Raw genomic sequence first — 24,098 nt, forward strand, 5'->3', positions numbered from 1 at the left:
CTCTCAAGCATCGTTTCTGTCCTTTTTGTGGGACTGCTTACAAGGCTGAATCTGATTTCCAAAGCTAGTCTAGGTAATGCTTTAAGGTCTATCTTGCAGGTTTTTACACGTATCCTGTAGCAATCCCACATACATCTCCTCTCCCGTTTGGCAATAGCCAAACATCATTGGAGATACGTCGCCGCCCGCAAAGTCTGCCGGACGAATCCTTCGTCCCGGCGAGCTTTGCGCCTATCCATCCCGTCGCTCATCGAGGCGATAGAGCGCGGGGCTTCCGGCGACGAGCTAAAGAAAATTTTTTCTTAGCCTTTTGCAAGAGGTCTACTCAAAACTCTTAATCAACCGCCGTATTGCCAGCCTGTCGTTTCTAGTCTCAATGATTCGCCTTCGCGGTGAATGCCTGCGGCGATTACTTCGCCTACATAAACGGTATGATCGCCTTTTTCTACCGCCCCAACAACTTGACACTCGACGTAACCTAGGGAATCGGAAATAATTGGGCAGCCAGTTTCGCCAAGATAAAATTCGACATCATCAAATTTATTTTCAACTCGGCGCTGGGGTTGAAAGAATTTTTGAGCTATATCTTTTTGATCTGCGTCCAGGAAGCTAATGGCAAATACACCACTACTTTTAATCATGGCGTGAGATTTGGAATCTTGTTTTACGCAATTGACTATTAATGGCGGCTTAAATGAAGCTTGCATCAACCAGCTTGCAGTAAAGCCGTTGACTTCTTCTCCATCTTTAACACCACAGATATAGAGTCCGTGAGGAATCTTCCGCAGCATGGTTTTCTTGGCTTGTTCGTCTAGCAAGGATTTTTCTCCCGATTGGTTCTACTCTTTTGATGCTATAGGTTTTTACCCCAACCGCAAAGCGATCGCCCTTTTTTTGTCTCATTTATCGCCTTTTGCAAGTCAGGTATTGATAACAGCAGGTTGTCGTATAGGATATGACCGACAATGCAAGTTAGTAGCCCATAACTTGTCAAGATAATGAGGAAGCTTTGAATTGTTAATTGCTTGTGCAAATTTTGAAAAAGTGTTGAATATCTCTAAATGCAACAAGCAGCCCTCGCTTGTCAAAATTATCTTGCTTAGCAAGGACTTAAGCCAACGACCCTACCAAAAACTACATAGAATCTATTAGCAATTTCGTCTGCCACTATAATGAACTGTTACGTCTTCAAAACTACCGAACTTATCACTAGCTAAGTATCGTTCTAGTATCGTTTCAACTTAAATATTATTATGTGGCTTGTAACTATTGACTGTTCAACGGATGCCTGGAAACAATGGAGTGCAACCTTTCTTACTCTAGTAGACAAGTATCAAGGCACTTGTGTGTCCTCCAAAAAAACGCCCGATGACAAGCGTTTGATGGAATACAAAATTGAAGATGTTGGTGATGCGGAGGCTTTTCAAGATGAGTGCCAAAATCTCGAAGGATTTACAGCACGCTTTGAATCGCTTTGATGAACTTATTTGCATAAAAATTGCCAAATTTTCCACCGTGCGATCGCACTTCCCAGACAAATTGCCCAACGCAAGATAAGTTTTTCCAGAATATATTAGCAGTCCTGTCTTTTTTATCCGAAAATAGCGCTCAAACAATTGAAGTTGTGTTTCAGGGCTGGGTGATACATTCAACTTAGTGGGAGAAAACTATGGTGTCAGGAGCAAAAAAGCTTTGTAGTGGTTTATTAGCAGTAAGTATTAGTTTAATTGCGATCGCTCTTAGCGCAATCGCGCCGCCGATTTTGCAACCTATCCAAGCACAGACACAAAACTTAGGGCAGCAAGAACTGAAAAAACTGCAACAGCAAGCAGCGCAACAGACACGGCAAGGGAAACCCCAACAGGCGATCGCCACATGCCAACAAGCTTTAATACTAGCTAGGCAACTTCAAGATAAACAAGCTGAAGCTACTGCACTTTTTGGTATTGGTCTTAACTACCACAGCATTGGGCAACTACAGAAGGCGTTGGAGTTTTACAATGCCGCTTTACCAATTCGCAGAGAAGTCCGCAATCGCTCTGGGGAAGCCGTAACACTAAATAATATTGGTTCCGTCTACAACAGCATCAGGCAACCACAGAAGGCTTTGGAGTTTTACAACCAATCTTTATCAATTGCTAGAGAAGTTAGCGATCGCTCCTTGGAAGCCAAAACACTAGGTAATATTGGTTTAGCTTATCGAAATACTAACCAACCAACTGAAGCTATCAAGAATTTTGAACAATTGGTGGAAATTACCTTACAACTGCGTGGGGGGCTAGAGCGCTCAAATCGCCAAGCATTTTTGCAGCAGGAACTAGGTAGTGGGATTGCCTTGATTGACCTACTAATTGCCCAAAACAAGCCAGAACGTGCATATCAGTGGGTAAACCTTACCACTACCGCCGATCTTGCGGATTATTCCCGCTTAATCAATGCCAAAGTCGCTAATCCCCAAGCACAACAAGCAATCGAGGAGTGGAATTAATCTAACAGTCAATTAGAAAGATTGCGTCAGCAGTTGCAACAAAAGTTTTCTCCTCAGTTATCAGCACAAATCAATACTTTACAAGCACAGGTTAATCAACAAGCAGAAACTATCTCCCGCCAGTTCCCAGAAGTTGCTGATCTATTTGAAACCAAACCCCAAGATATTGCCCGATTAAGAGCTAACATCCCTACGGGGACAGTGGTTATTCAACCTGTTTTCCTAACTGGAGCCAGAAGTGTCCCAAATACGATCGCACTATTTGTCCTCACCAAAGACAAACTAACTGTCACTCAACAAAAAATCGATCCTAAAGCCTTTGATAAGTTAGTTACTCAATATTGTCAAGAGCTAACAGATGGCAGGTTCAACAAGTAAGTACCACGCACGCTAGCTCTAAGCTCTATGACATCCTAATTTGCCCTGTAGAAGCCCAAATTGTAGCCAATAAAGCCAAACAAGTAAGTATCATTGCTACAGGTAAATTACGCTATATCCCTTTTGAAACCCTGGTTGATAGCAAAACAAATAAATATCTGATTGAGAAATACCCCGTTAACAATCTCACTCGCCTTTCGGGTCGTTCTTTGCCACAAAACAAACAAAAGTCAACATTGTTAGGGCTAGGCAATCCCTTCCCTAATGATGGGCGTAGTCGGCAAGGGGCAGAAGATGAAGTCAAAAGTATCGCTCCACTATTGTCAGGAAGTGAGGCATATTTAGGCGCTAAAGCTAAACTCGATACTTTCACTACCCTTGCTCCTCGGTTTTCCATTTTGCACCTAGCTACTCACGGTTGTTTTCGTCCCGAAGGTTGTCCTGACTTGAAGTTAGAGGCAAATACGATCTTGTTTCGCGATCGCAATCTCAATATCGCCGATGCGGCATTACTGGGACTCAAAAACACCGATTTAGTTGTACTTAGTGCGTGTCAAACCGCCGTACAAGCCAACTCTAGCGGTGAAGAATTTGCCGGGATTGCATACTTGTTTGAACGTGCAGGAGCAAGGTCTGTAATTGCAAGTCTTTGGTTAGCTAAAGACAAGGAAACCAAGGAATTGATGATTGCGTTTTACCAAAATCTTAAAAAAGGCATGACCAAAGGAGAAGCATTGCGGAGTGCGAAGTTGAGCTTAATTGATAAGCATCCTTTGTATTGGTCGCCATTTATTTTAATTGGGGATGCGCGTTAGAAAGAGCGATCGCTTTTTTCAAAGAGTGCGATCGCATTATCCATTACTTTTTGTCGAGATTTGGAATTTACAAATTGCTTTCAAAACCTGGAGTAACTGCATTGAAGTATCCACATCCATCAGGCTAACAATCGGCATTTGCTGATAAGTTGGTGGATTTCCCTGTTGAATATATACAAATTGATAAAGCTCGCCATTAGTAACTAACCCCCAGATTGATTGCTGGGATTCTAAGCTTTTATAGGCGTAAGTAAGTAGTTGAGGTAAGCCTGCTGATGGTGCAATACTACTATTTTTAGACTCTATAACTAAAACCAAAAACTGTGCATCAGTGCTGGTTGCCTGTGCGATCGCCACAATATCCAGCCGCCCAGTAATCAGAGCATCTTCATCATCCACTGCAATATTGGCAATATCTTGCTCTAAGTTAAGCTTGAGCGGAAAGTGGTAAAACCCAGCTAATCGCAGTAAAGGAAAAGTAGTTAAAGCTTTTACCAACCCTTCTAAAACTCTGCCTTCAACTAAGTAACTGTTAAAATCATTACTAATTTGGACAATCTCTTGCTGTTCAAATGGTGTTAGCGGTTCTAAAAATAATAGAGATGAAAAAGAACCATTAGGTAGTTTTTCAATTTGCAGCAGGCGATGCACTTCAGCTAAGGTTAAATTTTTAGCGTTTATAGTTGTCATAGCTGTTTACACAAGCAAGTCAGCGCGGGGATTGAAAGTTTCAATTTGCCGGAGTTTTTCGTATAGTTCCTTTTCTTGAGGACTAATAGTTTTAGGAATTACAATCTGAATTTCTACTAATTGGTCGCCGCGCCTACCTTGGTTATCAATGTAGCCTTTATTTGCCAGGCGCAATCTTTGACCAGATCTCACCCCGGCGGGTAAATTCATTTGTACTAATCCGTCTAACGTTGGCACTTCTACCGGATTACCTAATACAGCTTCGCTAGGAGTAATAGGCAGTTTAACGGCGATATCATTACCTTCAATTTGAAAGTAATCATGGGGAGAAACGGTAATTTTTAAAAATAGGTCGCCCCCCCCTACTCCTTGTTCTTTTAAGCGGATAGTTTGCCCGGTAAACATCCCTGGAGGCATATTAACTTCAAGGCTGCGCCCATCTTCTAACCTAATTCTTTCCGCGCCACCTTCGTAGGCTTTTTCTAAAGGAACAATTAGCCTAGCTTCAATATTACGACGACTGAGACGAGGAGTAACTGTAGTGGCGTATTTTGTTGTACCAGGACGAAAAGGATCGTCGTTACTACTAGCTTTGTTATTGCGCCCTAGCACTTGGTCGATAAAGCTTTCAAAATCAGCAAACTCGTCTAATTCTGTTTCACCACCACGATTACCGCGCTTGAATCCTACCTTACCTGCTTTACCGCGCCCTCGCTGCTGCCAATACAGGCTAAATTGATCGTATTGCGATCGCTTACTCGGATCGCCCAGGATTTCGTAAGCTTCCCCAATATCTTTAAATTTTTCCTCAGCTTCTTTATTTCCCGGATTCAAATCTGGGTGATATTGCCTTGCTAATCGGCGGAAAACCTTTTTGATTTCCTCATTAGCAACATCTTTAGGTACTCCTAAAATATCGTAGTAATTTTTGAAATTCTGCAAGTTCTGCATATTCTGTAAAAGCGGTTAGTTTGAGATCGTGTTATGCAGCTATAGCCAATTGTCATCGTCGTCCCAATTATCTTGATAACTAGGGCGCTGTCGCCGACGGTTAAAACCCTCATCGTTACTATAATAAGGGCGATCTCGGCGCTGTGGCGGATCGTAATCGTCATCATCGTCAGTAAATACGCGGCGAATCGAATCAAATAAGTTGCCACCATCATCATCATCGCTGTAATACTGACGCACTTCGCGGTTGAGGTCAGAAATCGCATCTTTCAAGTCGGCATAGGATTGATCGATACCGCGATCGCTATCTTGGTTGAGATATTCCCGTAGTTGCTTAACTAAAACTTCTATTCGCTGGCGGCGATTGCGGGCAAATTGCATCCCAAAATCCAATGCCACTTGCTTGAGTTCTCTTTCTGCTTCCAAAGTCAAAGCTTCGGCGCGCGTGCGTTTTTCAACTCTTTCTTTACGTTTGCGATCGCTATTGGCGTATTTTTCCGCTTCTTGTACCATCCGATTAACTTCAGCTTCGCTAAGAGTAGAAGCACCTTGAATTGTAATACTTTGCTCTCGTCCGGTATTACGATCTAAAGCGGTTACTAGCAATATCCCGTTAGCATCAATATCAAACGCCACCTGAATTTGGGGAACTCCTCGCGGTGCGGGAGGAATCCCTGTTAGCTTAAATCTTCCCAAGGATTTGTTATCGGTTGCCATTTCCCGTTCGCCTTGGACGACATGGATTTCTACTAAAGTTTGATTGTTTTCTCCCGTAGAAAAGATATCCGATCGCCTAACGGGGATAGTTGTATTGCGGGGAATGAGTTTTTTCATCACACCGCTAATTGTTTCTAATCCCACCGATAGCGGCGTAACATCCAGCAATAATACATCTTTGAGTTCTCCTGCCAAAATTCCGGCTTGAATAGCCGCGCCGACCGCTACAACCTCATCAGGATTGACATTTTGATTGGGTTCTTTACCGATTAAACTCCGTACTAATTGTTGTACCATCGGCATCCGCGTACCGCCGCCGACAAGGACAACTTCATCAATATCGGCGGGTCTGAGATTTGCATCATTTAGCGCCCTTTTGACTGGTTTTCGCAGTCTAGCAAGCAAGTCTTCGCACAATTCCTCAAATTGGCTGCGGCTGAGGCGGGTTTCCAGATGTTTTGGTCCGTCTTCGGTAGCTGTAATAAACGGGAGATTGATGTCTGTAATGTTGACGCTAGATAGTTCAATTTTGGCTTTTTCCGCCGCTTCCGATAGCCGTTGCAAGGCTTGGCGATCGCGTCTTAAGTCTATTTCCTCTGCGTCTAAAAATAGTTCTGCCAGCCAATCGACGATTTTTTGGTCGAAATCGTTACCGCCTAGTTGCGTATCTCCACTGGTAGCTTTGACTTCAAATACACCATCCCCCACATCCAAAATCGATACGTCAAACGTACCGCCACCCAAGTCAAAAACTAAAATCGTTTGATTTTCTTGGCGATCTAGTCCGTAAGCTAGTGAAGCCGCCGTTGGTTCGTTGAGAATCCTTCTTACTTCTAATCCGGCAATTCTTCCCGCATCTCGTGTTGCTTGGCGTTGAGAATCATTAAAATACGCTGGTACGGTAATTACTGCTTCAGTTACCTTATCGCCCAAATAGCGGCTGGCATCATCTACCAACTTTTTTAGCACCATCGCGCTAATTTCTTCGGGGGCAAAATCCTTCTCTAATCGTGGCGCACGAATTTTGATATTACCCATTTCATCGCGGCGGATAGTATAAGCAACCCGCTTTGAATCGGGGCTGAGTTCGGCATAATTGCGCCCAATATATCGTTTAACTGCGTAAAAGGTGTTTTGCGGATTAGAAATAGTTTGACGGCGGGCTAACTGCCCTACCAAGCGTTCGCCATCTTTGCTAAACCCTACCACCGAGGGAGTCGTTCGCATTCCTTCGGCATTGGCAATTACTACGGGTTTGCCGCCTTCCATGACAGCAACTACTGAGTTAGTTGTACCTAAGTCTATACCAACTACTTTACCCATGCCTAACCGTTCTCCTCGCGTATCTTGTTTAACACTCGTTTTGAGCCAATCCTTGGGATTATTGTATCTTGCCCAAAGCTATGTTTTAGATTACGCTGCCGCTAACAAGTTTGTTTTTGCTATTTACTGCTATTACTGAATGCGATCGCGGCTACTACAATTAGACCTAGCAGCGCCAAAGGAACGAGAAGATTGGGAAGATCGGATACGTGCATAGATATAAATTACTTCTAGCTTTTAATTCCAATTTTCACTTGTCAACGCCCAACGTTCGCAATCGCGCCAATCTCCATTGACTTTCAAGTATCGCCTTGAAAATCCCTCTTTTGTAAAACCCAATCGCTGCACTAAACGAATTGAAGCAGTGTTTTCCGGTTGGATATTGGCTTCAACGCGATGTAAACTGAGAGTATAAAAAGCATAAGAAACCGTTAACCGAACACCTTGTAACATGAATCCCTGACCTGCAAAGTCTACATCAACGTAATAACCAAGATAAGCATTTTGAAAACCTCTATAGAAAATTTGACTGAGATTTGCAACACCAATAATATTTTTGGCGATCGCATGACAAATTAACAGTCCTTCAAAATCCTGATTCTGACAGAGATTGATATAGGCTTTGCACTCATCTTCAGTACATGGCGGAGACACCCAGGGATAATGCAACTCCTTACTTTTTTGGTGCAAAGCCAACAATTCTTGCCAATCTTCTTCAAGCGGCTTTCTGATAAAAATGTGAAGTGACACAAAAATAGCTTGCTTTTTAGGTGTTAGACAACACTAATTTAATTTTAAACGCCACATTTCTTACTCCTGGGAGGTATTTCCGATCTAATCTAACTGTCGCAAATACTCCGGTGGAACGTTATCAACTAGCCAAACACCATTATCCGAACAATAGAATACATAACCCTCTTGGTACATAGCTGCCGCATCAACAAGCAAAACTACAGGTTTACCATGTCTTGCGCCGACATTGCGTGCGATCGCTATATCGGTAGATAAATGCACTTGATGGCGGGACATTTTGGATAAACCTGTCTGCATAATTGCCTTAATTGCACTCGCACCCGTGCCATGATAAAGCACATCTGGCGGCGTAGCAGGTTCTAGTTGCAAATCTACGTCTACACTGTGTCCTTGATTGGCGCGAATCAACGTACCTGTAGAGTCAAAAGAAAAACGTTGTTTATCGTTATTTGCTACTACTTCCTCTAACTGCTTCCAACTAATTGGAAAAGCATTTTTCTTACAAGCAGCTAATAATTCCTCCACCGCAACCCAGCCACCAGGCAAAAGTTTAATACCTAAGCGATCGGGTTGATGGCGTAAATGCTTGCTAAGATATCTACTAATTTTTACTAATTGAGAATTGTTCATAAATGCTAGATTGTATGTACTTGGTTAACTGAAATAATTAGTTTTACTCATGACTTCAGTTACTCCAAAACGTTTTTCTTTAGCAGAATATCACCGTTTAATTGAGTTAGGTTCTTTTCAAGAAAACGAGCGAATTGCTCTAATTAGAGGGCAAATTATCCAAAGGGTAGCAAAAGGTACGCCTCATTCTGTTTGTAATACGCTGTTATTTGGTGAATTATTTACTCTTTTACAAGGACAAGCAACTGTACGCAACCAAGAACCAATTATTTTAGGTGAGGATAGCGAACCCGAACCTGATTTAGTTATAGTTCGCAATCGAAGACTTCGCTATTTAGATAGTCACCCTAGTATTGCAGACATTTTATTAGTAATTGAGGTGTCAGATTCCACTTTAAAATATGACCCGAGAAACTAAATTATCTCTTTACTCTGAATCGGGAAGTGATAACTATTGGCTGTTTAATTTAGTAGCCAACTGTTTAGAAGCCTACAGTCAGCCTTATCGAACTCAAGATAGTTTTGAGTATGCTAATAGACAAATTTACTTACCTAATAATGCGATCGCATTACCTCATTTTTCTGCTCTAACCCTCGATTTATCAAATTTTTTCCTTAACTAGATATAGATATTATTTTTAATAGTACCTATACACAAAAAATCTTAGTCGGCTTCAGCCGACTTTGGCTATAAGCAAGCGGGTTTTAACCCTAGGCGGACTAGGCTATTAAACAAAACATCGGATAAATCCCTTTAAACTATTAAACAAAGCGCTGAGTAAATTCGTAAATTAAATCAACTCTACCTTTGCGTAACATAGCTGGATCTAATCTTTCAGTAGTGTTGCAAGTCATCAATACAACTAATTTTTGGTGGGCCTGAATACCCGCTTCATCAATTACGCTTTGATACAAAGTGCCATCAAGTAAACTCAAAATATGCTCAGTTTTATTGTTAGCTTGAGCCGCTATATTTGCTCTATTTTGTGCTAGGTTATCTGCCTCATTAATAATTAGACAAACTCGCTCTAAATAACTAGGTGGCACAAAGTTTTCTACTGCATCATGATCCAATATAAAAACTACATATCCCAAAGGTATCAAAATCTCTTTAGCTACCGCTTGCGTCCAAGCAGTTTTTCCCGTACCTGGATCGCCTTGTACTAGCACAGCCAATTGATCTTGAGCTAAAATTGCTTGCTGTACTACATCGGTAAAACTTTGAATATCTCTAGGAAATGTATTAATTGGAAACAGGCTATTAACCTTACCAACGCGGCTTTGATACCCGCTTAATATTACTGCCAAATTATAGGTAGCTTTGTTAACAATTTGCCCTAATTCCTTCGCAATTAAGGTAAATTGTCTTTGAGTCAAACTTGCATAACTTATTTGCAACCAAAGCTCATATTTAGACCAATAGGCTAAAGCTGTACCAACATTTTCCACACTTTTCCAATCAACAAATCGCTCTACAGGATAATAAAAATACCGTTCTTGAAAGCACTGAGTAATCGAGTCAGGACGACCTAATATTTCTAGTACCTTAAGCACGGTAATTTCTTGCAAGCGATTGAGAACATAATCAATCGGAATACTATCGCGGCTAACTTCTTGAGTGATAGGTGTTCTGGTAGTCAAAACGTCTTTGTAACGATAATCTGGTGCGGGGGGTTCGGGAGTAATGTAGTCCCAAAACTCATTTATATCTGCACGAGTGTAATCAGAAAAAACGTTTAATATATTTGCCCACCAGCTATGATTAGTACGAGTAAGCGCATCTGCAAGATCGCTAACTAAGTCTACAGCTTGATGAGTAAGTTCGCCCGGATCGCTACTAGCAACTTGCCAAAGGTAGCCTAGATCGATTTCTCGCTGCAATGGTTTCCAACCAGCACCTAGCAAATCGCAATCTTTGCGATCGCGATACTGAGGATTGCTGTCATAATTGCTAAAGTGTCTAATACCCATAATCTTGTTTTAGTGTAGTTCCGTACCACCAGAGCGCAGCAAATAGCGATCGCTAATTAACTTCAATACTACTCGACCAATTTCCAGGTGAGTTCTTTCCCTTACAGGCTGAACTATCACACCTTCTATAATTGAGTTTTTGTCTACTACGCTATTAGCGTTGTTAAATTGCGCTACTGCTTCCCAACTGTAAGCACCTTGATAAAGTATAGGTACTTGAGGTAAAGAATATTTGGTACAAAATACCTTAAATTCCTCGTAGTTTAAAAACTTGCCATGATCTTTAACTGCAAATATAGCAATGCCTATTTTGCCGTTAGACAAACTATATTTAATATCTTGAACGCCATATATCTCTCCAAAGACTTGAGTGCTTACGGGCAAGTTTTGCAAGCAAGGATATTCATTATAAGCACGAATATAAACTAAGTTTTTATTTGTAGCGTTATTTTTCCAAAAGTAGTTATGGCTACTGATATGAGTACCATTTTCATCAACTAGCACAGTAAAATTAGTACCGTGGATTTTTTCAGTAACTACTACTTCCTCCCCTACCTGTAAAACATCGCGGTAACGTTTGAAATGTTCGGAACTAGGAAACTTGTACTGCCCAATCGGAAATTCTACATCTCCACTCATATTTTGAGGTATGGGGATGAGGATTAATACTATTAATTTTGACTACTTCTACTTTGAATATGCTCATTTATGCTCCTCAAGATTTCATTTTAAAATAAACTTTTTGTTTCTACTCTCCAAGACTTGAATAACTTGTTAAATGTTTTATATTAGCTTCAACCCAGCTAATACGAGCTTCCTGAGATAGCCGTAAGTCTCGGCTGTAATATTCAAATATAAGTTCAGCATTTTTATAGGTATTGAGTAATTTATTAGCTATATCTACAAACCTATAGGCGTTAATTTCAGAAATAAGATGGTTAAGAATAGTCCGCATCCAAAATAAAGTTATAGTCTCGTGATAACCACTATCTTTTGTATTTTCAATTCCGGTAACAGTATTGTATTTACGAATGCGATCACGAATATATCGAATCGCTTCTTCTTCGGAAAAATGTATAAGATACCATAGTGCAACAGTTAAATGAGCTTGATGAGTCCAACAGGAGCGAGGCAACACGCAATCTTCAAATGCTCTAACCAGACTTTCAATTTCTGTTAGTGTTTTGTATGTCATAAATTAAAACTCTAAGCAAACTAATTAAAATGCGATCGCACTTACCAAAAATAAAATAGGCGGTAGAGGAGGCGAACCTCTCTAGTGCTAGTTAATAGCTAGCTGCACTAAACCGCTATGCCAACCACCCACTAAAATTAAATGGGGATAACAGGACTCGAACCTGTGACCTTGTTGGTGAATAATGAGATGAATTTGCCCCTAGCCCCCAATTGGATGGAGAAACTGGATGTTCGCTCGTCCCCCTGGCGTTGGGGGGATTAGGAGGCGTTGCGAGAATAGTGCTTTCAACAATTCATCCTTTAATTGGGCAACGCCAAAATATCCTTTAAATTAACCACAACTAACCCCCTGCCTAGGAATTGAACCTAGCGACTCATCCTTCGTAGAGACAAGCCTGCATCCAACAGAACTGGGGAGGCAGGAATCGAACCTGCGAGATCCTGAGTCAAAGTCAGGTGGCTTTGCCAACGTCGCCTACTCCCCAATAAATGGCTGCCTCAGTAGGACTTGAACCTACAACACTCCGGTTAACAACGGGACGCTCTGCCATTGAGCTATGAGCCAGCGAAGTCCCCCAGATCGAAATTGAACCGACGACCTCCTGTTCTTCAGACAGGCGCTACTACCAACTGATACTAAGTTGCGCTCCGACATAGCAGCAGGGTTCCTGGGGTATAGCCACTTTTCCTGAATTAAGGATGATTTTTTAGAACGCAACTTGGTATGAGCTACCGGGAGATATAAAAAGAAAGATAAATAGTTTGGTTTGATTCATCTCTCTTTTGTAGTGCGATCGCACTACAAGCGGAGAAGGAGGGATTTGAACCAAGGGCGGGTTTTAAACCGTATCCCCTAGGAGGACGCTATAAGCCTCTCAGCCACTTCTCCACAATGGGTCGGGCTGGATTTGAACCAGCAAAGCAATTAAGCGGAGGTTTTACGGACCTCTGCCCACACCTATAGGTGAGCCAACCCAACACAGTAGCCCTAACGGGACTCGTAGGCGGAGCCTTCTCGTAGAGTACCCGTGTTATCCGAGAAGTTTTGCGCTCCTTCCCCCTTAGACCACTTGGGTACTCATACTAAGTTGCGCTCCGACATAGCAGCAGGGTTCCTGGGGTATAGCCACTTTTCCTGAATTAAGGATGATTTTTTAGAACGCAACTTGGTATCAGTCTTTACTACGGTGACGAGACTCGAAAAGAGCAACATTCCGGCAGACAACCGGACGCTTTAACCAATTGAGCTACACCGCGATTAATGGTGGAATTATTTAGTTTTCATGGTTCCAATGCTGGAGGTTAGAAGTTTTAGCTCTTTCTCTCTTGCATTACGTTTATACTACAAATATACTACAAACTTGTCAAGGGGTAAGGGCAAAGATTTTTAAAATTGCTACATTGCGTCTCTAAGTGCGATCGCGCAGCCCAAAAAAGATGCATAAGTTATATGCACCTCCATCAACCCAGTATTAAGTCCCTACTCGCTTAAAACTGAAGCATTAACTTGAGAGTCTTGCCACAATTTCAGTAAAAAGAACTCAATTGAGTGAGACATCGCGGCGACAAACACGCCCTCCTCACTGTCTGTGTCTGAGCTTACCCAAGTACCTTCGATACTGACTTCGATATATTCAGCATCGCAAGCACTCAAACTAATAGACTCTAGATCGAGCCGTCTGACTTCAAGTACCAATGCCTCTAAACCTGGTAAATCCGCAGGTAGCAAAAATGAAGCCGTACTCGGTTCAATGCACAAAGACTCACCAACGCGCAGTGCCAAAACTACCCGTCCTTGCACCCACTCCTCTAAGGATTTGGCTAAATATTCCAAATAAAAACCAGTCTCAATGTAAGTTAGTTTCAGCATTGTCCTTGAGTTCCTTCTATGGAGAGCAGGCACTTTCGCCGTGCCAAAAGTTTTCGGCAAAAGCAACAGTCGGGTGCATTGGTGCTTTTGGTTTGGTGCGTAGCGGCATACCAGCTTCGTTAGGTGTGCGATCGCGTTTGCGCTGGTTGCATGGTTCGCAAGCTGTAACGACGTTATTCCACTTATGTTCGCCGCCCTTGGATACCGGAATCACGTGATCGAGCGTCAAGCGTTTGTTGCTACCGCAGTATTGGCAACTTTGGTTATCCCGTTTTAAAACTTCGCGCCGATTTACTGGGGGAACTTTCCAAATCCGTTCGGTGCTGGCAATCGTTAAGCGGATGTGCTGGGGGACAGCAATAACCAAATTAGGCGACTTTACAAACCAAGTCTCGCTTGCCAAATCTAGGGCTTCGGCTTTACCCAATATTAATAGCGCGATCGCGCGTTTGATATTGACGCGACTAATTGGCAAATAATTTCTAGAGAACACCACCACCGAATGGTCTAATACTTGCGTTGCGATCGTCACAACTAGGCTCCTTATATAAAAACCCCCACTTCTACTACTTAGAGGCGGGGGCTAAAAATGACTAACGTCTTTTATTGCTATATTGGCAAGGCTATTTTTTGCCTGTACCCCCCACTTCCTCGATTGCTTTGCAGTGCCAAACTTAGGGCGCTACTGCCTAGATATGCCAAGTCATCATGATTTCCTGGTGTAATTTCTTTTTGCTCATGGCGATCGCTGTCTATAAATAGACACTCCACCTGCCAAGCTGCCGATTCCCAATTTTTCAGAAAATTGGGTTGCAACGATTTGGAGAGCGATAAGCTTTTCAAAGAAAATTTCACCTGTGACATCCGCGACTTGAACATTCCTTTAAACATACTACACTTGTATTACTATCCTGTCCAGATATTTAGGAGAAAAGACACTGTGCATACATTAACCCGTACCACCACCACCGAAATGGAAGTTACCAGCATCCGCCTAGAGCGGGAACTGAAAGACAAACTTAAGGAGCTTTCTGGCAATGTAGGCTATCAAGCCTTAATTAGAGACATATTATGGAACTATGTACAACAAAAATCTGGTGATTATCAAAATCAGGTTTCCCGCAACGACATTCGAGCAAGTATTGCAGCTACAGCCGAAAAAGAAGTTCGTTGCGTACTTACAGGGCAATTAATTCGCCCGCAAGAATCTATGTTGCTAGGATTTACCACGGGCGGCGATTTGGTTCCCTTAAGTTCAGAAAGCTTACCTAAGTAATTTCTCGGTTAACAAGCATAAATAGGGGCGAACAGAAATAGTTTATCTGTTCGCCTTTTCGATCAATAGGCTAATAGCCGCATGATTATTGATAAAAATCTACCTCCGTTACTCTACGCAACTCAATTAAGCAAAGTCTCTCACAATCAGCAAAATTACCGATTCCATGAAACTCAAGAAAGGATAATCTGAAGCATAGATAGCTGGAACTTATGTTGAGCTAACATTTACTTTACTCATGTCTAACTTTCTATCTTAAATTTATGACACTTTAATTTAGTTTAATTGCGAGCAGTGGCAAAGGGGACAACATAAATGACAAAGTCTGTCGAGCAACCAAAAAATAAAGACCAAAAACCCGCCGCAATTCACTCGATTAAAATTCAAGAGCGAGCAAAAGCTTCAGAAAATATTGGGGTGTTGCCGCCAAAAGTATCAACTATAGAACAACCTCCACAGTTGCCTTTCCATTGTCCAAATCAATCAGCCCCCTTGCAAACTCCCCTAGTCAAGTTGATGCACAATCAAGAAGATTTCTACTCTTTAGGACAAAAAATTAATCAAATTGTTGTGCGTGGCTCTGATACGAAAACAATGCTACAACAAATTTCTCAAGCGTGGGGAGAAACAGTTGCCGTAGACTGCTGCTTAATTGCAGTTGTGGACGAAGCTCAGCAGCTTAACCAAACTGGTTATTGGGGTGGAGACAAATTTGTCCCAGCGCTACGCCAATCGCAACTGAGCGAACTAATATCCTTGCTACCAAATCAAACTGAATTATTGGCAATTGATGACGTACAAACGACATCGACGCAATGGCACTTGCCACTGCCTATCCGTGCTGTTTTAAGCATACCTACTTATTTTCAAGGTAAGCAAAATGGGTTAATTACTTTGTGGCGATTTCAGCCCTATCAGTGGAGCGATTATGAGCAACAGTGCGCTCAAGTCGCCGCCGAATCTGTAGCGATCGCCCTAGAGCAAATTGCCCAAGCTAAATCCATCGCCTCTTTGCAACGAGTTATAAATACCTCTACTCAGTATCAAAATGCGATCAACCAGCTAACTATGGCAAGCCGAAATACCTTGGATTTAGACCAAATTCTCCAGTTAGCGACTTCTGGAACAGCCCAAGCTTTACAAGTTGAGCGGAGTCTAATTCTTACCTTAAAGTACAGCCATTTACTTTTTAAAAATCGTCCGCCGAAACACTTTCTTCCCAAAGCGAAGATTGCTGTTATTTCTGAATGGAATAATTTTAATTTAAGTATACCTAGCAATATTAATAATAGCTTTGCTCTACCTTCTAGTACTTCAGTTGCTTCAAATCAATCTTTTTGGTTAAATGAATGTTTTTTATGTCAGCAAGCCTTATTAAGTTCTCCAGAACCCTATATTTCTAACGTTACTGACGATCCTAATCTAATTAATCATCATTCTGAAATAAACCCAGTTTTTAATATTGCTACTTTGCCTTCTGTACTGATGTTTCCGCTAGAGAATCAAGGAACAGTATTTGGTTTTTTGCTAATGCAAAACTCTCATCCTCGCACATGGCAATCAGAAGAATTAGCCTTACTAGAATTAGTTAGCGTTCAAGTCAGTACAGCAATTATCCAAAACCAAACACTGCGCCAAGTTCAAAATCTTGTAGAAGAACGTACAGCCCAACTACAAGGTAGCTTGGAAGTGCAGTCAAAATTATATGAAAAAACTCGGCAGCAAATTGACCAATTAAAGCAAATAAACAAATTAAAGGATGATTTTATTGATACAATTAGCCACGAGCTACGTACTCCCTTGACTAGCATGAATTTAGCTATTCGGATGCTACGCACCCCAGGAATTTCTGTAGAGCGCAAATCAAAATATTTAGATATTTTAGAGCAACAATGTACCCAAGAGATCGATTTAATTACCGATTTACTCAGGCTACAAAAGCTAGAATCTAATCAAACTCCACTTAATTTACAAACTATTAAAATTAGCTCAAAACTTAATGACTTAGTTCAAATTCACACAGGAACCTGGTCAGACAAAGGATTAACTATTACCGTAGAACTTCCTGAAAAATCGCTATTTTTACAAACTGATGCCGACAGTTTTGATCGGATATTACATGAATTATTAACTAATGCTGGAAAGTATGCTGAATCTGGCACTAACGTCCTCTTACAAGCTACTCAACAAGGCGATCGAATTGCTATAAGTGTTACCAACATTGGTAAAAATATTTCACCAGAAGATGCTAATTATATTTTTGATAAATTTCGTCGCGGTCATGGAGTTACAGACCAAGCTATCAAAGGTACTGGTTTAGGATTAGCCCTTGTAAAAAGTCTAGTGCAGCACTTAAATGGAACTATTGAGGTTGCTAGTACACCTATTGAGCAGTCATCATCTTCTCAGGTCTGCTTTACTCTCACCTTACCTCAGTTACCCGTACCCAATTAAGAAACCACTAAATTTCTGTGATTAAACAACCAGACTTTGAATCGACATCTGATTTTTCTCCTGATGAAAGTGTTGATATTGGGATTTTATCTAGTCTACCTCCCCAAGAATTATCATTGCTGCTCGATACGGTAGAAGTGCAAGTAGAGCAGCCGTCGCCAAGACAAAGACAAATCTCTGCCAAAATTCCTATTTCCCAAGCAATTGAACCAATCTGGCAGGTATTAACAGATTACGAGTCTTTGGCTGATTTTATTCCTAATCTATCCAAAAGCCAACGCTTAGAGCATCCAACGGGAGGTATTCGCTTAGAACAAGTCGGTACGCAAAGATTACTGCGTCTCAACTTTTCAGCCCGTGTAGTTCTTGACTTGGAAGAAAAATTTCCCCATGAGATTAATTTCAATTTAGTTGAGGGCGATTTGAAATCTTTTTCTGGTGCTTGGAGGCTACAGCCCGATCCTCAGTCTAAACAAACTGTAACTAATCTTTTTTATACAGTATGCGTTTTACCCAAGCGGACTATGCCAGTATCAATTATTGAGCGTCGTTTGACCAATGACTTGCGTTTAAATCTTGTGGCAATTCGTCAGCGAGTACATAATCTATTTGGAACTACTGCAAATAGTTAATTTAAAAAGCGATCGCTAAAATCAATAGGGCGCTGTATTTAAAATACAGCGCCCTATCTTTTTATACCCCCAGGGGAATTCGAATCCCCGTCGCCTCCGTGAAAGGGAGGTGTCCTAGGCCTCTAGACGATGGGGGCATTGAACTCGCACTTTTACAAATATAATAAATTTACGCGCTGGTGTCAATACCAAATCCGGTCAAAATAAGGAATGCTTTATAGTTCTGCTACCTCTGCTTTACAATGACTCTGAGGAGTTACGCAACCGCATTAGCTGACGGCGCATTTGTGGCGAAGCTTCAAGGTCTGAGATTTCTTGAGTATTAACCAAAGACTGGAGTGGCTCAAGATACTCATCTGCGCCGATTATAAACGATTCAATCAGAAAATCTAACAGTTCTCCGTGATCGCTAAATACAGCTTTATCTTCAATTAATCTAAATTTTAGGTGTATTTCACACTCATAGACACCAACGTCAATTTTCTTTGGTTGTGGAGATGCTTGATCCGAGTTCATTTTAAATAAATCCTAATTTTGCAATACCTGAGCAGAAGACTTTTTTTAGAGCAAAAGTATTTTGGCTTTTTATCTATTTCAACTAGGTTAAGCAAGTAAGACAAAATCTATCTTTGGTTGATATCATTGTCCACAAACCACCTAGCCAGACTTTAGTTGTAGCCAAAACTCGATTAACGTTTTTAGTTGAGCAGTATCTACCGCCTTAAATATTTATTAGTTGGGCTTACGATTACTATTATTCAGCTTTTAAGGTGGATAATAGTAAAGTTTATGTAAGGAGTTTGTAAGTCTTTCAAAATGTTTTTAAAAGTGCTAATTCTACTGAATAGGCTAAGTTACAGTTGTTACAAGAATATTTTTAACACTGGTATAGATTGATGCTGGCTAATAAAAATGATAGTTTATCAGTCCTTGCAAAATTTATATTCGTTATCGCAAATACGAATTCTCAGGTAGTTGATTGCCTAAGCTTTAGTATTTTTAATCGCTATCGATAAAGATAACACTTTAAAAATGTTAATTAAAAAACTATATTTTCCTAAAGAACTATTTAGTAATAGTTAAAAATAAACTAATAGTTATTTCTATTGATTCATCAATTTCAAAAAAATGCTTCAGTGTTTACACGTAAATCAAATTCAACTAAGTTGTTTGATACGCTATACCTTGTAGTCGTGAAGTAACTTTATTTACAGCAGCAAAAACTTTTAAACAAAATATATAATTAAGTTTATTGCTACGTGAGATTTTTTATGAGTAACTCAATTCGCGGTGTAATTTTTGTTGTTGATGACAATATAGATACAGACCAAATTATTCCAGCAGAATACCTAACATTAGTTCCATCAAAGCCTGATGAGTATGAAAAGCTAGGTAGTTATGCCATGATTGGTTTGCCCGATCGCTTTGGTAAATTTATTACATCGGGTTCAACGAAAACAATTTATCCCATTATTGTTGCTGGAGAGAATTTTGGTTGTGGTTCTTCGCGAGAACACGCCCCTATTGCGCTGGGTGCGGCGGGGGTAGAAGCAGTAATTGCTCAATCCTATGCGCGGATATTTTTTCGCAATTGTACAGCAACGGGCGAACTTTATCCCTGGGAGTCTCTAGAGCGGCTGTGCGATGAATTTGTTACAGGACAAGAAGTTACCATCGACTTTGAGCAAAATCAACTAACGAACCACACCTTAAATAAGATTTATCAACTCCAGCCTTTGGGCGATGTTAAACCTGTAATTGATGCTGGTGGGATTTTTGCTTACGCTCGTCAAACTGGCATGATTGCCAAGGCTAAGTGATGGTTTAAGATGAGGTGAAGTGCCAAGGATTGAGATCGTTTACCTATGGAAGATCAGTTACTCAAGTCTACAACTCGCCATATTAGAATTTTCTCAGCAGAAGTCAATAAGGATGGGGAGCTTGTTCCTAGCAACCAAGTTTTGACGTTGGATGTAGATCCAGACAATGAATTTAATTGGAATGAAGATGCCTTACAAAAGGTGTATCGCAAGTTTAACGAGTTTGTAGAAGCTTATAGCGGCGCTGATTTGACAGACTACAATTTACGGCGGATAGGTTCAGATTTAGAGCATTTTATCCGCAGTCTTTTACAGAATGGTCAAATCAGCTACAACCTGAATGGACGGGCGATTAACTACAGTATGGGTGTACCTCAAGTCGCAGTTGAGTGAATCTCCTCAAACAAATGGCAGCTTTTAAGCTGCCATTTGTTTTAAACTTCTATTGGGATTCAACTTTTGCCAATTACCAGATGCGATCGCCGTTTTCATCCACTCTTGCTTGACGAATTACATCAGAGATTTCGTCAGCATCTTTAACGTGATGTAAAGCTTTTTCTTCTCCATCTGGTTCGTCAACTACAAAGTAGGCAGGAACAGTAATGTGGTCGCCAGTGATGTCAGGAGAATCTACAGCTAGTTGTTGTGCTTTTTCCTCAATACTTTCTGGTTTATCGCTAATCACATCACCAGGGTTTACAGCACGGTGTGTTTCTTTTTCTTTGTTGTTATCCATAAGTTTGAGCAAGAATTTTTTATCTTGATTCAAGAATAGATAACGATAACCGTAGTTCGCATCTTTCCAATGGTGTAATTTGAACTATGTCTAAAAGTAATCGCACTTTAGCGCCTTCTGTATCTAATTATTTGCTCGTGCTACTTTGGAAATAATTTATTTAATCTCTCAAAAGATAGCTGTCAGAAATTATAAATAGCTTTAAGTTAAAAGGTCATTTTTGTAATTTACGATGGTATTATTGCGCCTAAACTACTTTAGAAATTGCCATAACTGCGTTTTGACCGCCAAAACCAAAACTGAAACATAAAACTTGTTGGGTACAATTTTGACGTGGTGCGCTAACCAAATTTAGATCGAATTCTGGCGATCGCAAACCTACATTAGGCGGTAATATTTGTTGCTGCAATGCCTTGAGACAAAAAGCTGCGCCTATAGCTCCAGAAGCCCCCAAAGTATGCCCTGTGGCTCCTTTTGTCGAACTGATAGGTACGTTAGGAAACATATGTTCGATTAATTGAGCTTCATGGCGATCGCCTTTTTGAGTTGCAGTCCCGTGAGCGTGAATGTAATCAATCTCAGAAGGCTTAAGCCTAGAGCGTTTTAAACATTGCTCAATTGCCAACTTTGCACTTTCCCCTTGAGGTGCAGGCTGAGAAGCATAATAGGCATCGGCTGTCAAGCCAAAGCCGCGAATTTGCCCGTAAATTCGCACCGATCGCGCCAAGGCTAATTTAGCTGATTCTAGTACCAATACTGCCCCACCTTCTCCCAATACCAAGCCTTGGCGGTGGCGAGAGAAAGGATAAGCGCCTGTAGGTGCTAAAGCCCCCATTTGCTTAAATCCTGCTAGGGTGAGCGGTGTAATAGGAGCTTCAACGGCTCCAGCTAAGACGCGATCGCAAAGTCCAGTTTTAATAAGTTGAAAAGCTTGAAAAATTGCCCAAATTCCAGTCGCACAAGCTGCCATTGGCGCAAAGACAGGAACGAGAGATGCGCCGATTTGACGAGCAGTGGCGATCGCATTCATGTGAGGCAAAATTTCTAAGCAATCGCTATCAATTTGTGCATTTTGATCAAACTTTTTAGCCAATTGTTCCCACGCAGCTTGATAGCTGCGACTAGAGCCAATTACAACACCACAATCGCTTAAGGGTAGATTCAAACCCGCATCAGAAACCGCTTCGCTGACAACCTGGCTAGTTAGAGTTTTTAGAGCAATTGGTTGCTTGCCAATTAGAGCCAAAGGGAGCGCTGGAAGTTCGGGGAAAGGCTGATGTAGTTTAACAGCAGAATTTCCAGCTATTAGCTGCCGCCAATTAGTCTCAGGGTTGTCACCCAAGGCAGAAACTAAACCAATTCCTGTAACAACTACGTCGCGATCGTCCATTTTGTCACACAAGTAAGGGCATGGCTCAATACCATGCCCTTTAGAAATAAATTAGGTTAAAGGAATATTTGCTTTATTTTTCTAACTTTACTTCCCACCGTTTTTTAAATTCTCAGCCCCAGATGTGACTTTCGCCGAATCAATGCGATCGCCTTGTTGAATTTTATCAACTACATCCATGCCGCTCGTAACATTGCCAAAGACTGCGTAACTGCCATCTAAAAAAGCTAAATCTGCTAGGGCAATGTAGAACTGCGACGAGGCAGAATCGGGAGATTGAGATCGCGCCATCGCTATAGCACCACGAGTATGCTTCAACTTGGGTGAGCTTGTGATTTCACTATAGAGCGGAGATTGCGCGCCTTCGGGGGTGATTTCTAAAGGAATCCGGCGCTCGCTACCTGTCTTGGAATCGATAAAACCACCTGTACCTAATCTTTGAGTGGGGAATTTAGGATCTTTGCTTTGAGGATCGCCGCCCTGCACTACAAATGGTTCTGGTTGGCGGACAACACGATGAAATGCTAAGCCGTCGTATACGCCCCTTTGTACGAGGTCTACAAAATTGCCCGCCGTAATTGGCGCATTTGTGCCATCAACTTCAATCGTAATTGGTGCGCCTTTAACGGTCATTACTACCGTTGCTTTGCCATTTAGGGTGGGTAAATCTTTCATTAGTGGGCTAGTTGCTTGAGTAGGTAATGTTTGCGTTTCTGAGCTTGGTGTACTTGTATTCTCTTGGGCCTGTGAGATTGGGGGAGTAGTTTCCGAAGTTGCGCGATCGCCTGACCCACAGCCCCCAATCATCAACGCAGTCAAAAGTATAAACGATATTAAACAGGTTTGAATTTTTAGCTGCATTGCCATTGTTATTTAACTACAGTCTTCCTTGAGCAATTGAATATTTTATAGTCCTTCAATTTGGACTCCCAAGAACCGCGCTAGTTCCGCCGCTTGATTTTCAAGCTCTGTCAAAGATAAAGGTTGACCAACACGGGATAAAGGAATATCTCGCCGACCTTTGACGCGCAGGTACAAACCTCGACGTGGATTTATGCCTTCTTTGATGTCTACTTTCACCGATTGCACATCTTGGGTCTTGCAGTCGAGCTCAATTTGGCGGTTTTTACCCAAAAATCCCCAACGAAAGATTTTGACTGCGCCAGTTTCTTTATTAAATTCGTTATAACCGCCGCCTACGTCTAAAACAATTACCATCCATAAGTAAGCAGCTAATAGCAACCCGGCGACACCGTAGAAACCCATAGCTATCCCTTGGGGAACAAAAACTAGCTCGGTGGGGTTAGCAAAAGGTAAAAAATTTACTTTAAGGTAACTAGAGAGTGATGCCAGGAAAAAACCCGTAGCTCCGATAGAAACAACCGTTGCCCACCAGTAATTGCTAAGTCGGCGCGATCCCAAAATAGTTTGACGCAGGATAGGCGATGCTGTTGTATCCCCAGCCGGGGAATTGCCTGGATTAGCCGTTGATACGCTCATTTCATTGACCTGTGTTGCCCAAAAAGGTATTTAAATTAGTGATTCACTGCAAGTTTAGCGGCATAAATAGGGCGATCGCTGAACAAACTTGTGTCAAATTGTAAATATTTCTGATATTAATTATATTAATAGGCTGATGCTAAACACCTGAAAACCACCGTGTGGATCGAGATACTAGCATAAATAATGTGATAAATTAACAAACATTAAGCAGCGACACACTAGATTGTCATTCAGTGGCGGTAGTGATTAAGCAGACCAAACGAGAAGATTATTTTAATCTACTCATAAATCTCGAAAGTTCAAAGCAATCGAGCGTGTCTTAATGTTAATTCCTCAGAAACGTTGCAATTTTTAGTAAACGAGAGGATTTTAGATCGATGACAATTGCAGTTGGCAGCGCACCGAGTCGCGGCATATTCGACACCGTAGACGACTGGCTAAAGCGCGACAGATTTGTATTCGTAGGCTGGAGCGGAATATTACTATTCCCCTGCGCCTACCTGG

Annotated in this window: 27 protein-coding genes, 6 tRNA genes and 2 pseudogenes; 11 read left to right on the top strand and 24 right to left on the bottom strand. The window is 41.4% G+C overall.

Annotated features, from left to right (window positions below; all coding sequences use genetic code 11):
* Positions 1 to 338 precede the first annotated feature (338 nt).
* Positions 339 to 818: a flavin reductase family protein gene (locus tag AC2VE5_RS17305; protein WP_486888966.1), complete on the bottom strand. Its 480-nt coding sequence runs from the start codon at positions 816 to 818 to the stop codon at positions 339 to 341.
* A gap of 35 nt (positions 819 to 853) precedes the next feature.
* A complete protein-coding gene (locus AC2VE5_RS17310) occupies positions 854 to 1,033 on the bottom strand; it encodes a hypothetical protein (protein ID WP_486888967.1) in 180 nt (59 codons plus the stop codon).
* A gap of 220 nt (positions 1,034 to 1,253) precedes the next feature.
* Here AC2VE5_RS17310 and AC2VE5_RS17315 point away from each other — a divergent pair, with 220 nt between their 5' ends.
* The 4 genes from AC2VE5_RS17315 to AC2VE5_RS17330 all read left to right on the top strand — a co-directional run bounded on the left by AC2VE5_RS17315 (position 1,254) and on the right by AC2VE5_RS17330 (position 3,681).
* Positions 1,254 to 1,478 (top strand): hypothetical protein, encoded by a 225-nt coding sequence (locus AC2VE5_RS17315; RefSeq protein WP_486888968.1) that lies wholly within the window; start codon positions 1,254 to 1,256, stop codon positions 1,476 to 1,478.
* A 191-nt stretch (positions 1,479 to 1,669) separates the two neighbouring features.
* The gene (locus tag AC2VE5_RS17320) at positions 1,670 to 2,488 is read left to right on the top strand and encodes a tetratricopeptide repeat protein (protein ID WP_486888969.1); all 819 of its coding nucleotides are present in this window, start codon (positions 1,670 to 1,672) and stop codon (positions 2,486 to 2,488) included.
* A gap of 21 nt (positions 2,489 to 2,509) precedes the next feature.
* The gene (locus tag AC2VE5_RS17325; protein ID WP_486888970.1) at positions 2,510 to 2,866 is read left to right on the top strand and encodes a hypothetical protein; all 357 of its coding nucleotides are present in this window, start codon (positions 2,510 to 2,512) and stop codon (positions 2,864 to 2,866) included.
* Positions 2,830 to 3,681, top strand: coding sequence for a CHAT domain-containing protein (locus tag AC2VE5_RS17330; RefSeq protein ID WP_486888971.1), 852 nt, complete (start codon positions 2,830 to 2,832; stop codon positions 3,679 to 3,681). The genes AC2VE5_RS17325 and AC2VE5_RS17330 overlap by 37 nt, the downstream gene beginning before the upstream one ends.
* 36 nt (positions 3,682 to 3,717) lie before the next feature.
* Here the strand turns inward: AC2VE5_RS17330 and AC2VE5_RS17335 are convergent, their stop codons facing one another.
* The 5 genes from AC2VE5_RS17335 to AC2VE5_RS17355 all read right to left on the bottom strand — a co-directional run bounded on the left by AC2VE5_RS17335 (position 3,718) and on the right by AC2VE5_RS17355 (position 8,745).
* On the bottom strand, positions 3,718 to 4,371 hold the full coding sequence (locus AC2VE5_RS17335; protein ID WP_486888972.1) for a restriction endonuclease subunit R: 654 nt from the start codon (positions 4,369 to 4,371) through the stop codon (positions 3,718 to 3,720).
* Positions 4,372 to 4,377: 6 nt separating this feature from the next.
* Complete coding sequence (locus tag AC2VE5_RS17340; RefSeq protein ID WP_486888973.1) at positions 4,378 to 5,322, bottom strand: DnaJ C-terminal domain-containing protein; 945 nt, start codon at positions 5,320 to 5,322, stop codon at positions 4,378 to 4,380.
* Between the two features lie 39 nt (positions 5,323 to 5,361).
* Positions 5,362 to 7,362 carry a molecular chaperone DnaK gene (gene dnaK / locus AC2VE5_RS17345; RefSeq protein WP_486888974.1) on the bottom strand — a complete coding sequence of 667 codons (2,001 nt, stop codon included), beginning with the start codon at positions 7,360 to 7,362 and terminating at the stop codon, positions 5,362 to 5,364.
* Positions 7,363 to 7,599: 237 nt separating this feature from the next.
* Positions 7,600 to 8,112, bottom strand: a complete 513-nt coding sequence (locus AC2VE5_RS17350) for a GNAT family N-acetyltransferase (protein WP_486888975.1) — start codon at positions 8,110 to 8,112, stop codon at positions 7,600 to 7,602.
* An 84-nt stretch (positions 8,113 to 8,196) separates the two neighbouring features.
* A complete protein-coding gene (locus AC2VE5_RS17355) occupies positions 8,197 to 8,745 on the bottom strand; it encodes an RNA 2'-phosphotransferase (RefSeq protein ID WP_486888976.1) in 549 nt (182 codons plus the stop codon).
* A gap of 49 nt (positions 8,746 to 8,794) precedes the next feature.
* Here AC2VE5_RS17355 and AC2VE5_RS17360 point away from each other — a divergent pair.
* Positions 8,795 to 9,368 (top strand): annotated as a pseudogene (locus AC2VE5_RS17360) (Uma2 family endonuclease).
* Between the two features lie 139 nt (positions 9,369 to 9,507).
* Here the strand turns inward: AC2VE5_RS17360 and AC2VE5_RS17365 are convergent.
* The 11 genes from AC2VE5_RS17365 to AC2VE5_RS17415 form a co-directional block, all read right to left on the bottom strand.
* A complete protein-coding gene (locus tag AC2VE5_RS17365; RefSeq protein WP_486888977.1) occupies positions 9,508 to 10,716 on the bottom strand; it encodes an AAA family ATPase in 1,209 nt (402 codons plus the stop codon).
* Between the two features lie 9 nt (positions 10,717 to 10,725).
* On the bottom strand, positions 10,726 to 11,355 hold the full coding sequence (locus AC2VE5_RS17370) for an RNA ligase family protein (RefSeq protein WP_486888978.1): 630 nt from the start codon (positions 11,353 to 11,355) through the stop codon (positions 10,726 to 10,728).
* A gap of 109 nt (positions 11,356 to 11,464) precedes the next feature.
* Positions 11,465 to 11,911, bottom strand: coding sequence for a hypothetical protein (locus AC2VE5_RS17375; RefSeq protein WP_486888979.1), 447 nt, complete (start codon positions 11,909 to 11,911; stop codon positions 11,465 to 11,467).
* A gap of 412 nt (positions 11,912 to 12,323) precedes the next feature.
* Positions 12,324 to 12,398: transfer RNA gene (locus tag AC2VE5_RS17380), tRNA-Gln, on the bottom strand.
* A gap of 5 nt (positions 12,399 to 12,403) precedes the next feature.
* Positions 12,404 to 12,478 (bottom strand) — tRNA-Asn (locus AC2VE5_RS17385).
* A gap of 9 nt (positions 12,479 to 12,487) precedes the next feature.
* Positions 12,488 to 12,556 (bottom strand) — tRNA-Phe (locus tag AC2VE5_RS17390).
* Positions 12,557 to 12,806: 250 nt separating this feature from the next.
* Positions 12,807 to 12,889 (bottom strand) — tRNA-Tyr (locus AC2VE5_RS17395).
* Positions 12,890 to 13,095: 206 nt separating this feature from the next.
* A tRNA-Asp gene (locus tag AC2VE5_RS17400) sits at positions 13,096 to 13,170 on the bottom strand.
* Positions 13,171 to 13,393: 223 nt separating this feature from the next.
* Positions 13,394 to 13,783 (bottom strand): alr0857 family protein, encoded by a 390-nt coding sequence (locus AC2VE5_RS17405; RefSeq protein WP_486888980.1) that lies wholly within the window; start codon positions 13,781 to 13,783, stop codon positions 13,394 to 13,396.
* A 16-nt stretch (positions 13,784 to 13,799) separates the two neighbouring features.
* The gene (locus tag AC2VE5_RS17410; protein ID WP_486888981.1) at positions 13,800 to 14,315 is read right to left on the bottom strand and encodes an HNH endonuclease; all 516 of its coding nucleotides are present in this window, start codon (positions 14,313 to 14,315) and stop codon (positions 13,800 to 13,802) included.
* A gap of 77 nt (positions 14,316 to 14,392) precedes the next feature.
* Complete coding sequence (locus AC2VE5_RS17415) at positions 14,393 to 14,647, bottom strand: hypothetical protein (protein ID WP_486888982.1); 255 nt, start codon at positions 14,645 to 14,647, stop codon at positions 14,393 to 14,395.
* A 76-nt stretch (positions 14,648 to 14,723) separates the two neighbouring features.
* Between AC2VE5_RS17415 and AC2VE5_RS17420 the strand changes: the two genes are divergently transcribed.
* The 3 genes from AC2VE5_RS17420 to AC2VE5_RS17430 all read left to right on the top strand — a co-directional run bounded on the left by AC2VE5_RS17420 (position 14,724) and on the right by AC2VE5_RS17430 (position 18,145).
* Complete coding sequence (locus tag AC2VE5_RS17420) at positions 14,724 to 15,059, top strand: hypothetical protein (RefSeq protein WP_486888983.1); 336 nt, start codon at positions 14,724 to 14,726, stop codon at positions 15,057 to 15,059.
* Between the two features lie 315 nt (positions 15,060 to 15,374).
* The gene (locus AC2VE5_RS17425; protein ID WP_486888984.1) at positions 15,375 to 17,513 is read left to right on the top strand and encodes a sensor histidine kinase; all 2,139 of its coding nucleotides are present in this window, start codon (positions 15,375 to 15,377) and stop codon (positions 17,511 to 17,513) included.
* 17 nt (positions 17,514 to 17,530) lie between these two features.
* Complete coding sequence (locus tag AC2VE5_RS17430) at positions 17,531 to 18,145, top strand: SRPBCC family protein (protein ID WP_486888985.1); 615 nt, start codon at positions 17,531 to 17,533, stop codon at positions 18,143 to 18,145.
* 64 nt (positions 18,146 to 18,209) lie between these two features.
* Here AC2VE5_RS17430 and AC2VE5_RS17435 read toward each other — a convergent pair.
* Together AC2VE5_RS17435 and AC2VE5_RS17440 are read right to left on the bottom strand one after the other, a co-directional pair.
* A tRNA-Glu gene (locus AC2VE5_RS17435) sits at positions 18,210 to 18,282 on the bottom strand.
* A 100-nt stretch (positions 18,283 to 18,382) separates the two neighbouring features.
* A complete protein-coding gene (locus AC2VE5_RS17440; RefSeq protein WP_486888986.1) occupies positions 18,383 to 18,661 on the bottom strand; it encodes an Npun_R1517 family heterocyst differentiation transcriptional regulator in 279 nt (92 codons plus the stop codon).
* 755 nt (positions 18,662 to 19,416) lie between these two features.
* Between AC2VE5_RS17440 and AC2VE5_RS17445 the strand changes: the two genes are divergently transcribed.
* Positions 19,417 to 19,965 (top strand): LeuD/DmdB family oxidoreductase small subunit, encoded by a 549-nt coding sequence (locus tag AC2VE5_RS17445; protein WP_486888987.1) that lies wholly within the window; start codon positions 19,417 to 19,419, stop codon positions 19,963 to 19,965.
* Positions 19,966 to 20,010: 45 nt separating this feature from the next.
* A complete protein-coding gene (ndhM, locus tag AC2VE5_RS17450) occupies positions 20,011 to 20,358 on the top strand; it encodes an NAD(P)H-quinone oxidoreductase subunit M (RefSeq protein ID WP_486888988.1) in 348 nt (115 codons plus the stop codon).
* Between the two features lie 73 nt (positions 20,359 to 20,431).
* Here the strand turns inward: ndhM and AC2VE5_RS17455 are convergent, their stop codons facing one another.
* The 4 genes from AC2VE5_RS17455 to AC2VE5_RS17470 all read right to left on the bottom strand — a co-directional run bounded on the left by AC2VE5_RS17455 (position 20,432) and on the right by AC2VE5_RS17470 (position 23,591).
* On the bottom strand, positions 20,432 to 20,701 hold the full coding sequence (locus tag AC2VE5_RS17455; RefSeq protein ID WP_486888989.1) for a hypothetical protein: 270 nt from the start codon (positions 20,699 to 20,701) through the stop codon (positions 20,432 to 20,434).
* Positions 20,702 to 20,948: 247 nt separating this feature from the next.
* Positions 20,949 to 22,091, bottom strand: a complete 1,143-nt coding sequence (locus AC2VE5_RS17460; protein ID WP_486888990.1) for a beta-ketoacyl-ACP synthase — start codon at positions 22,089 to 22,091, stop codon at positions 20,949 to 20,951.
* Positions 22,092 to 22,178: 87 nt separating this feature from the next.
* Entirely contained in the window at positions 22,179 to 22,952 is a 774-nt protein-coding gene (locus AC2VE5_RS17465) for a peptidylprolyl isomerase (RefSeq protein ID WP_486888992.1), read from the bottom strand.
* A 45-nt stretch (positions 22,953 to 22,997) separates the two neighbouring features.
* The gene (locus tag AC2VE5_RS17470) at positions 22,998 to 23,591 is read right to left on the bottom strand and encodes a photosystem I assembly protein Ycf4 (RefSeq protein WP_486888991.1); all 594 of its coding nucleotides are present in this window, start codon (positions 23,589 to 23,591) and stop codon (positions 22,998 to 23,000) included.
* A gap of 380 nt (positions 23,592 to 23,971) precedes the next feature.
* Here AC2VE5_RS17470 and AC2VE5_RS17475 point away from each other — a divergent pair.
* Positions 23,972 to 24,098 (top strand): annotated as a pseudogene (locus tag AC2VE5_RS17475) (photosystem II D2 protein (photosystem q(a) protein)); the annotation flags it as partial.

Source organism: Aliterella sp. E5.1 (assembly GCF_057473825.1).

Bases quoted from the DNA above. Each gene is read 5' to 3' on its own strand.
- AC2VE5_RS17315 (WP_486888968.1), top strand. From the start codon at position 1,254: ATGTGGCTTGTAACTATTGACTGTTCAACGGATGCCTGGAAACAATGG.
- AC2VE5_RS17320 (WP_486888969.1), top strand. From the start codon at position 1,670: ATGGTGTCAGGAGCAAAAAAGCTTTGTAGTGGTTTATTAGCAGTAAGT.
- AC2VE5_RS17335 (WP_486888972.1), bottom strand. From the start codon at position 4,371: ATGACAACTATAAACGCTAAAAATTTAACCTTAGCTGAAGTGCATCGC.
- AC2VE5_RS17340 (WP_486888973.1), bottom strand. From the start codon at position 5,322: ATGCAGAACTTGCAGAATTTCAAAAATTACTACGATATTTTAGGAGTA.
- dnaK (WP_486888974.1), bottom strand. From the start codon at position 7,362: ATGGGTAAAGTAGTTGGTATAGACTTAGGTACAACTAACTCAGTAGTT.
- AC2VE5_RS17355 (WP_486888976.1), bottom strand. From the start codon at position 8,745: ATGAACAATTCTCAATTAGTAAAAATTAGTAGATATCTTAGCAAGCAT.
- AC2VE5_RS17365 (WP_486888977.1), bottom strand. From the start codon at position 10,716: ATGGGTATTAGACACTTTAGCAATTATGACAGCAATCCTCAGTATCGC.
- AC2VE5_RS17370 (WP_486888978.1), bottom strand. From the start codon at position 11,355: ATGAGTGGAGATGTAGAATTTCCGATTGGGCAGTACAAGTTTCCTAGT.
- AC2VE5_RS17375 (WP_486888979.1), bottom strand. From the start codon at position 11,911: ATGACATACAAAACACTAACAGAAATTGAAAGTCTGGTTAGAGCATTT.
- AC2VE5_RS17405 (WP_486888980.1), bottom strand. From the start codon at position 13,783: ATGCTGAAACTAACTTACATTGAGACTGGTTTTTATTTGGAATATTTA.
- AC2VE5_RS17415 (WP_486888982.1), bottom strand. From the start codon at position 14,647: ATGTCACAGGTGAAATTTTCTTTGAAAAGCTTATCGCTCTCCAAATCG.
- AC2VE5_RS17425 (WP_486888984.1), top strand. From the start codon at position 15,375: ATGACAAAGTCTGTCGAGCAACCAAAAAATAAAGACCAAAAACCCGCC.
- AC2VE5_RS17440 (WP_486888986.1), bottom strand. From the start codon at position 18,661: ATGAACTCGGATCAAGCATCTCCACAACCAAAGAAAATTGACGTTGGT.
- AC2VE5_RS17445 (WP_486888987.1), top strand. From the start codon at position 19,417: ATGAGTAACTCAATTCGCGGTGTAATTTTTGTTGTTGATGACAATATA.
- ndhM (WP_486888988.1), top strand. From the start codon at position 20,011: ATGGAAGATCAGTTACTCAAGTCTACAACTCGCCATATTAGAATTTTC.
- AC2VE5_RS17455 (WP_486888989.1), bottom strand. From the start codon at position 20,701: ATGGATAACAACAAAGAAAAAGAAACACACCGTGCTGTAAACCCTGGT.
- AC2VE5_RS17460 (WP_486888990.1), bottom strand. From the start codon at position 22,091: ATGGACGATCGCGACGTAGTTGTTACAGGAATTGGTTTAGTTTCTGCC.
- AC2VE5_RS17465 (WP_486888992.1), bottom strand. From the start codon at position 22,952: ATGCAGCTAAAAATTCAAACCTGTTTAATATCGTTTATACTTTTGACT.
- AC2VE5_RS17470 (WP_486888991.1), bottom strand. From the start codon at position 23,591: ATGAGCGTATCAACGGCTAATCCAGGCAATTCCCCGGCTGGGGATACA.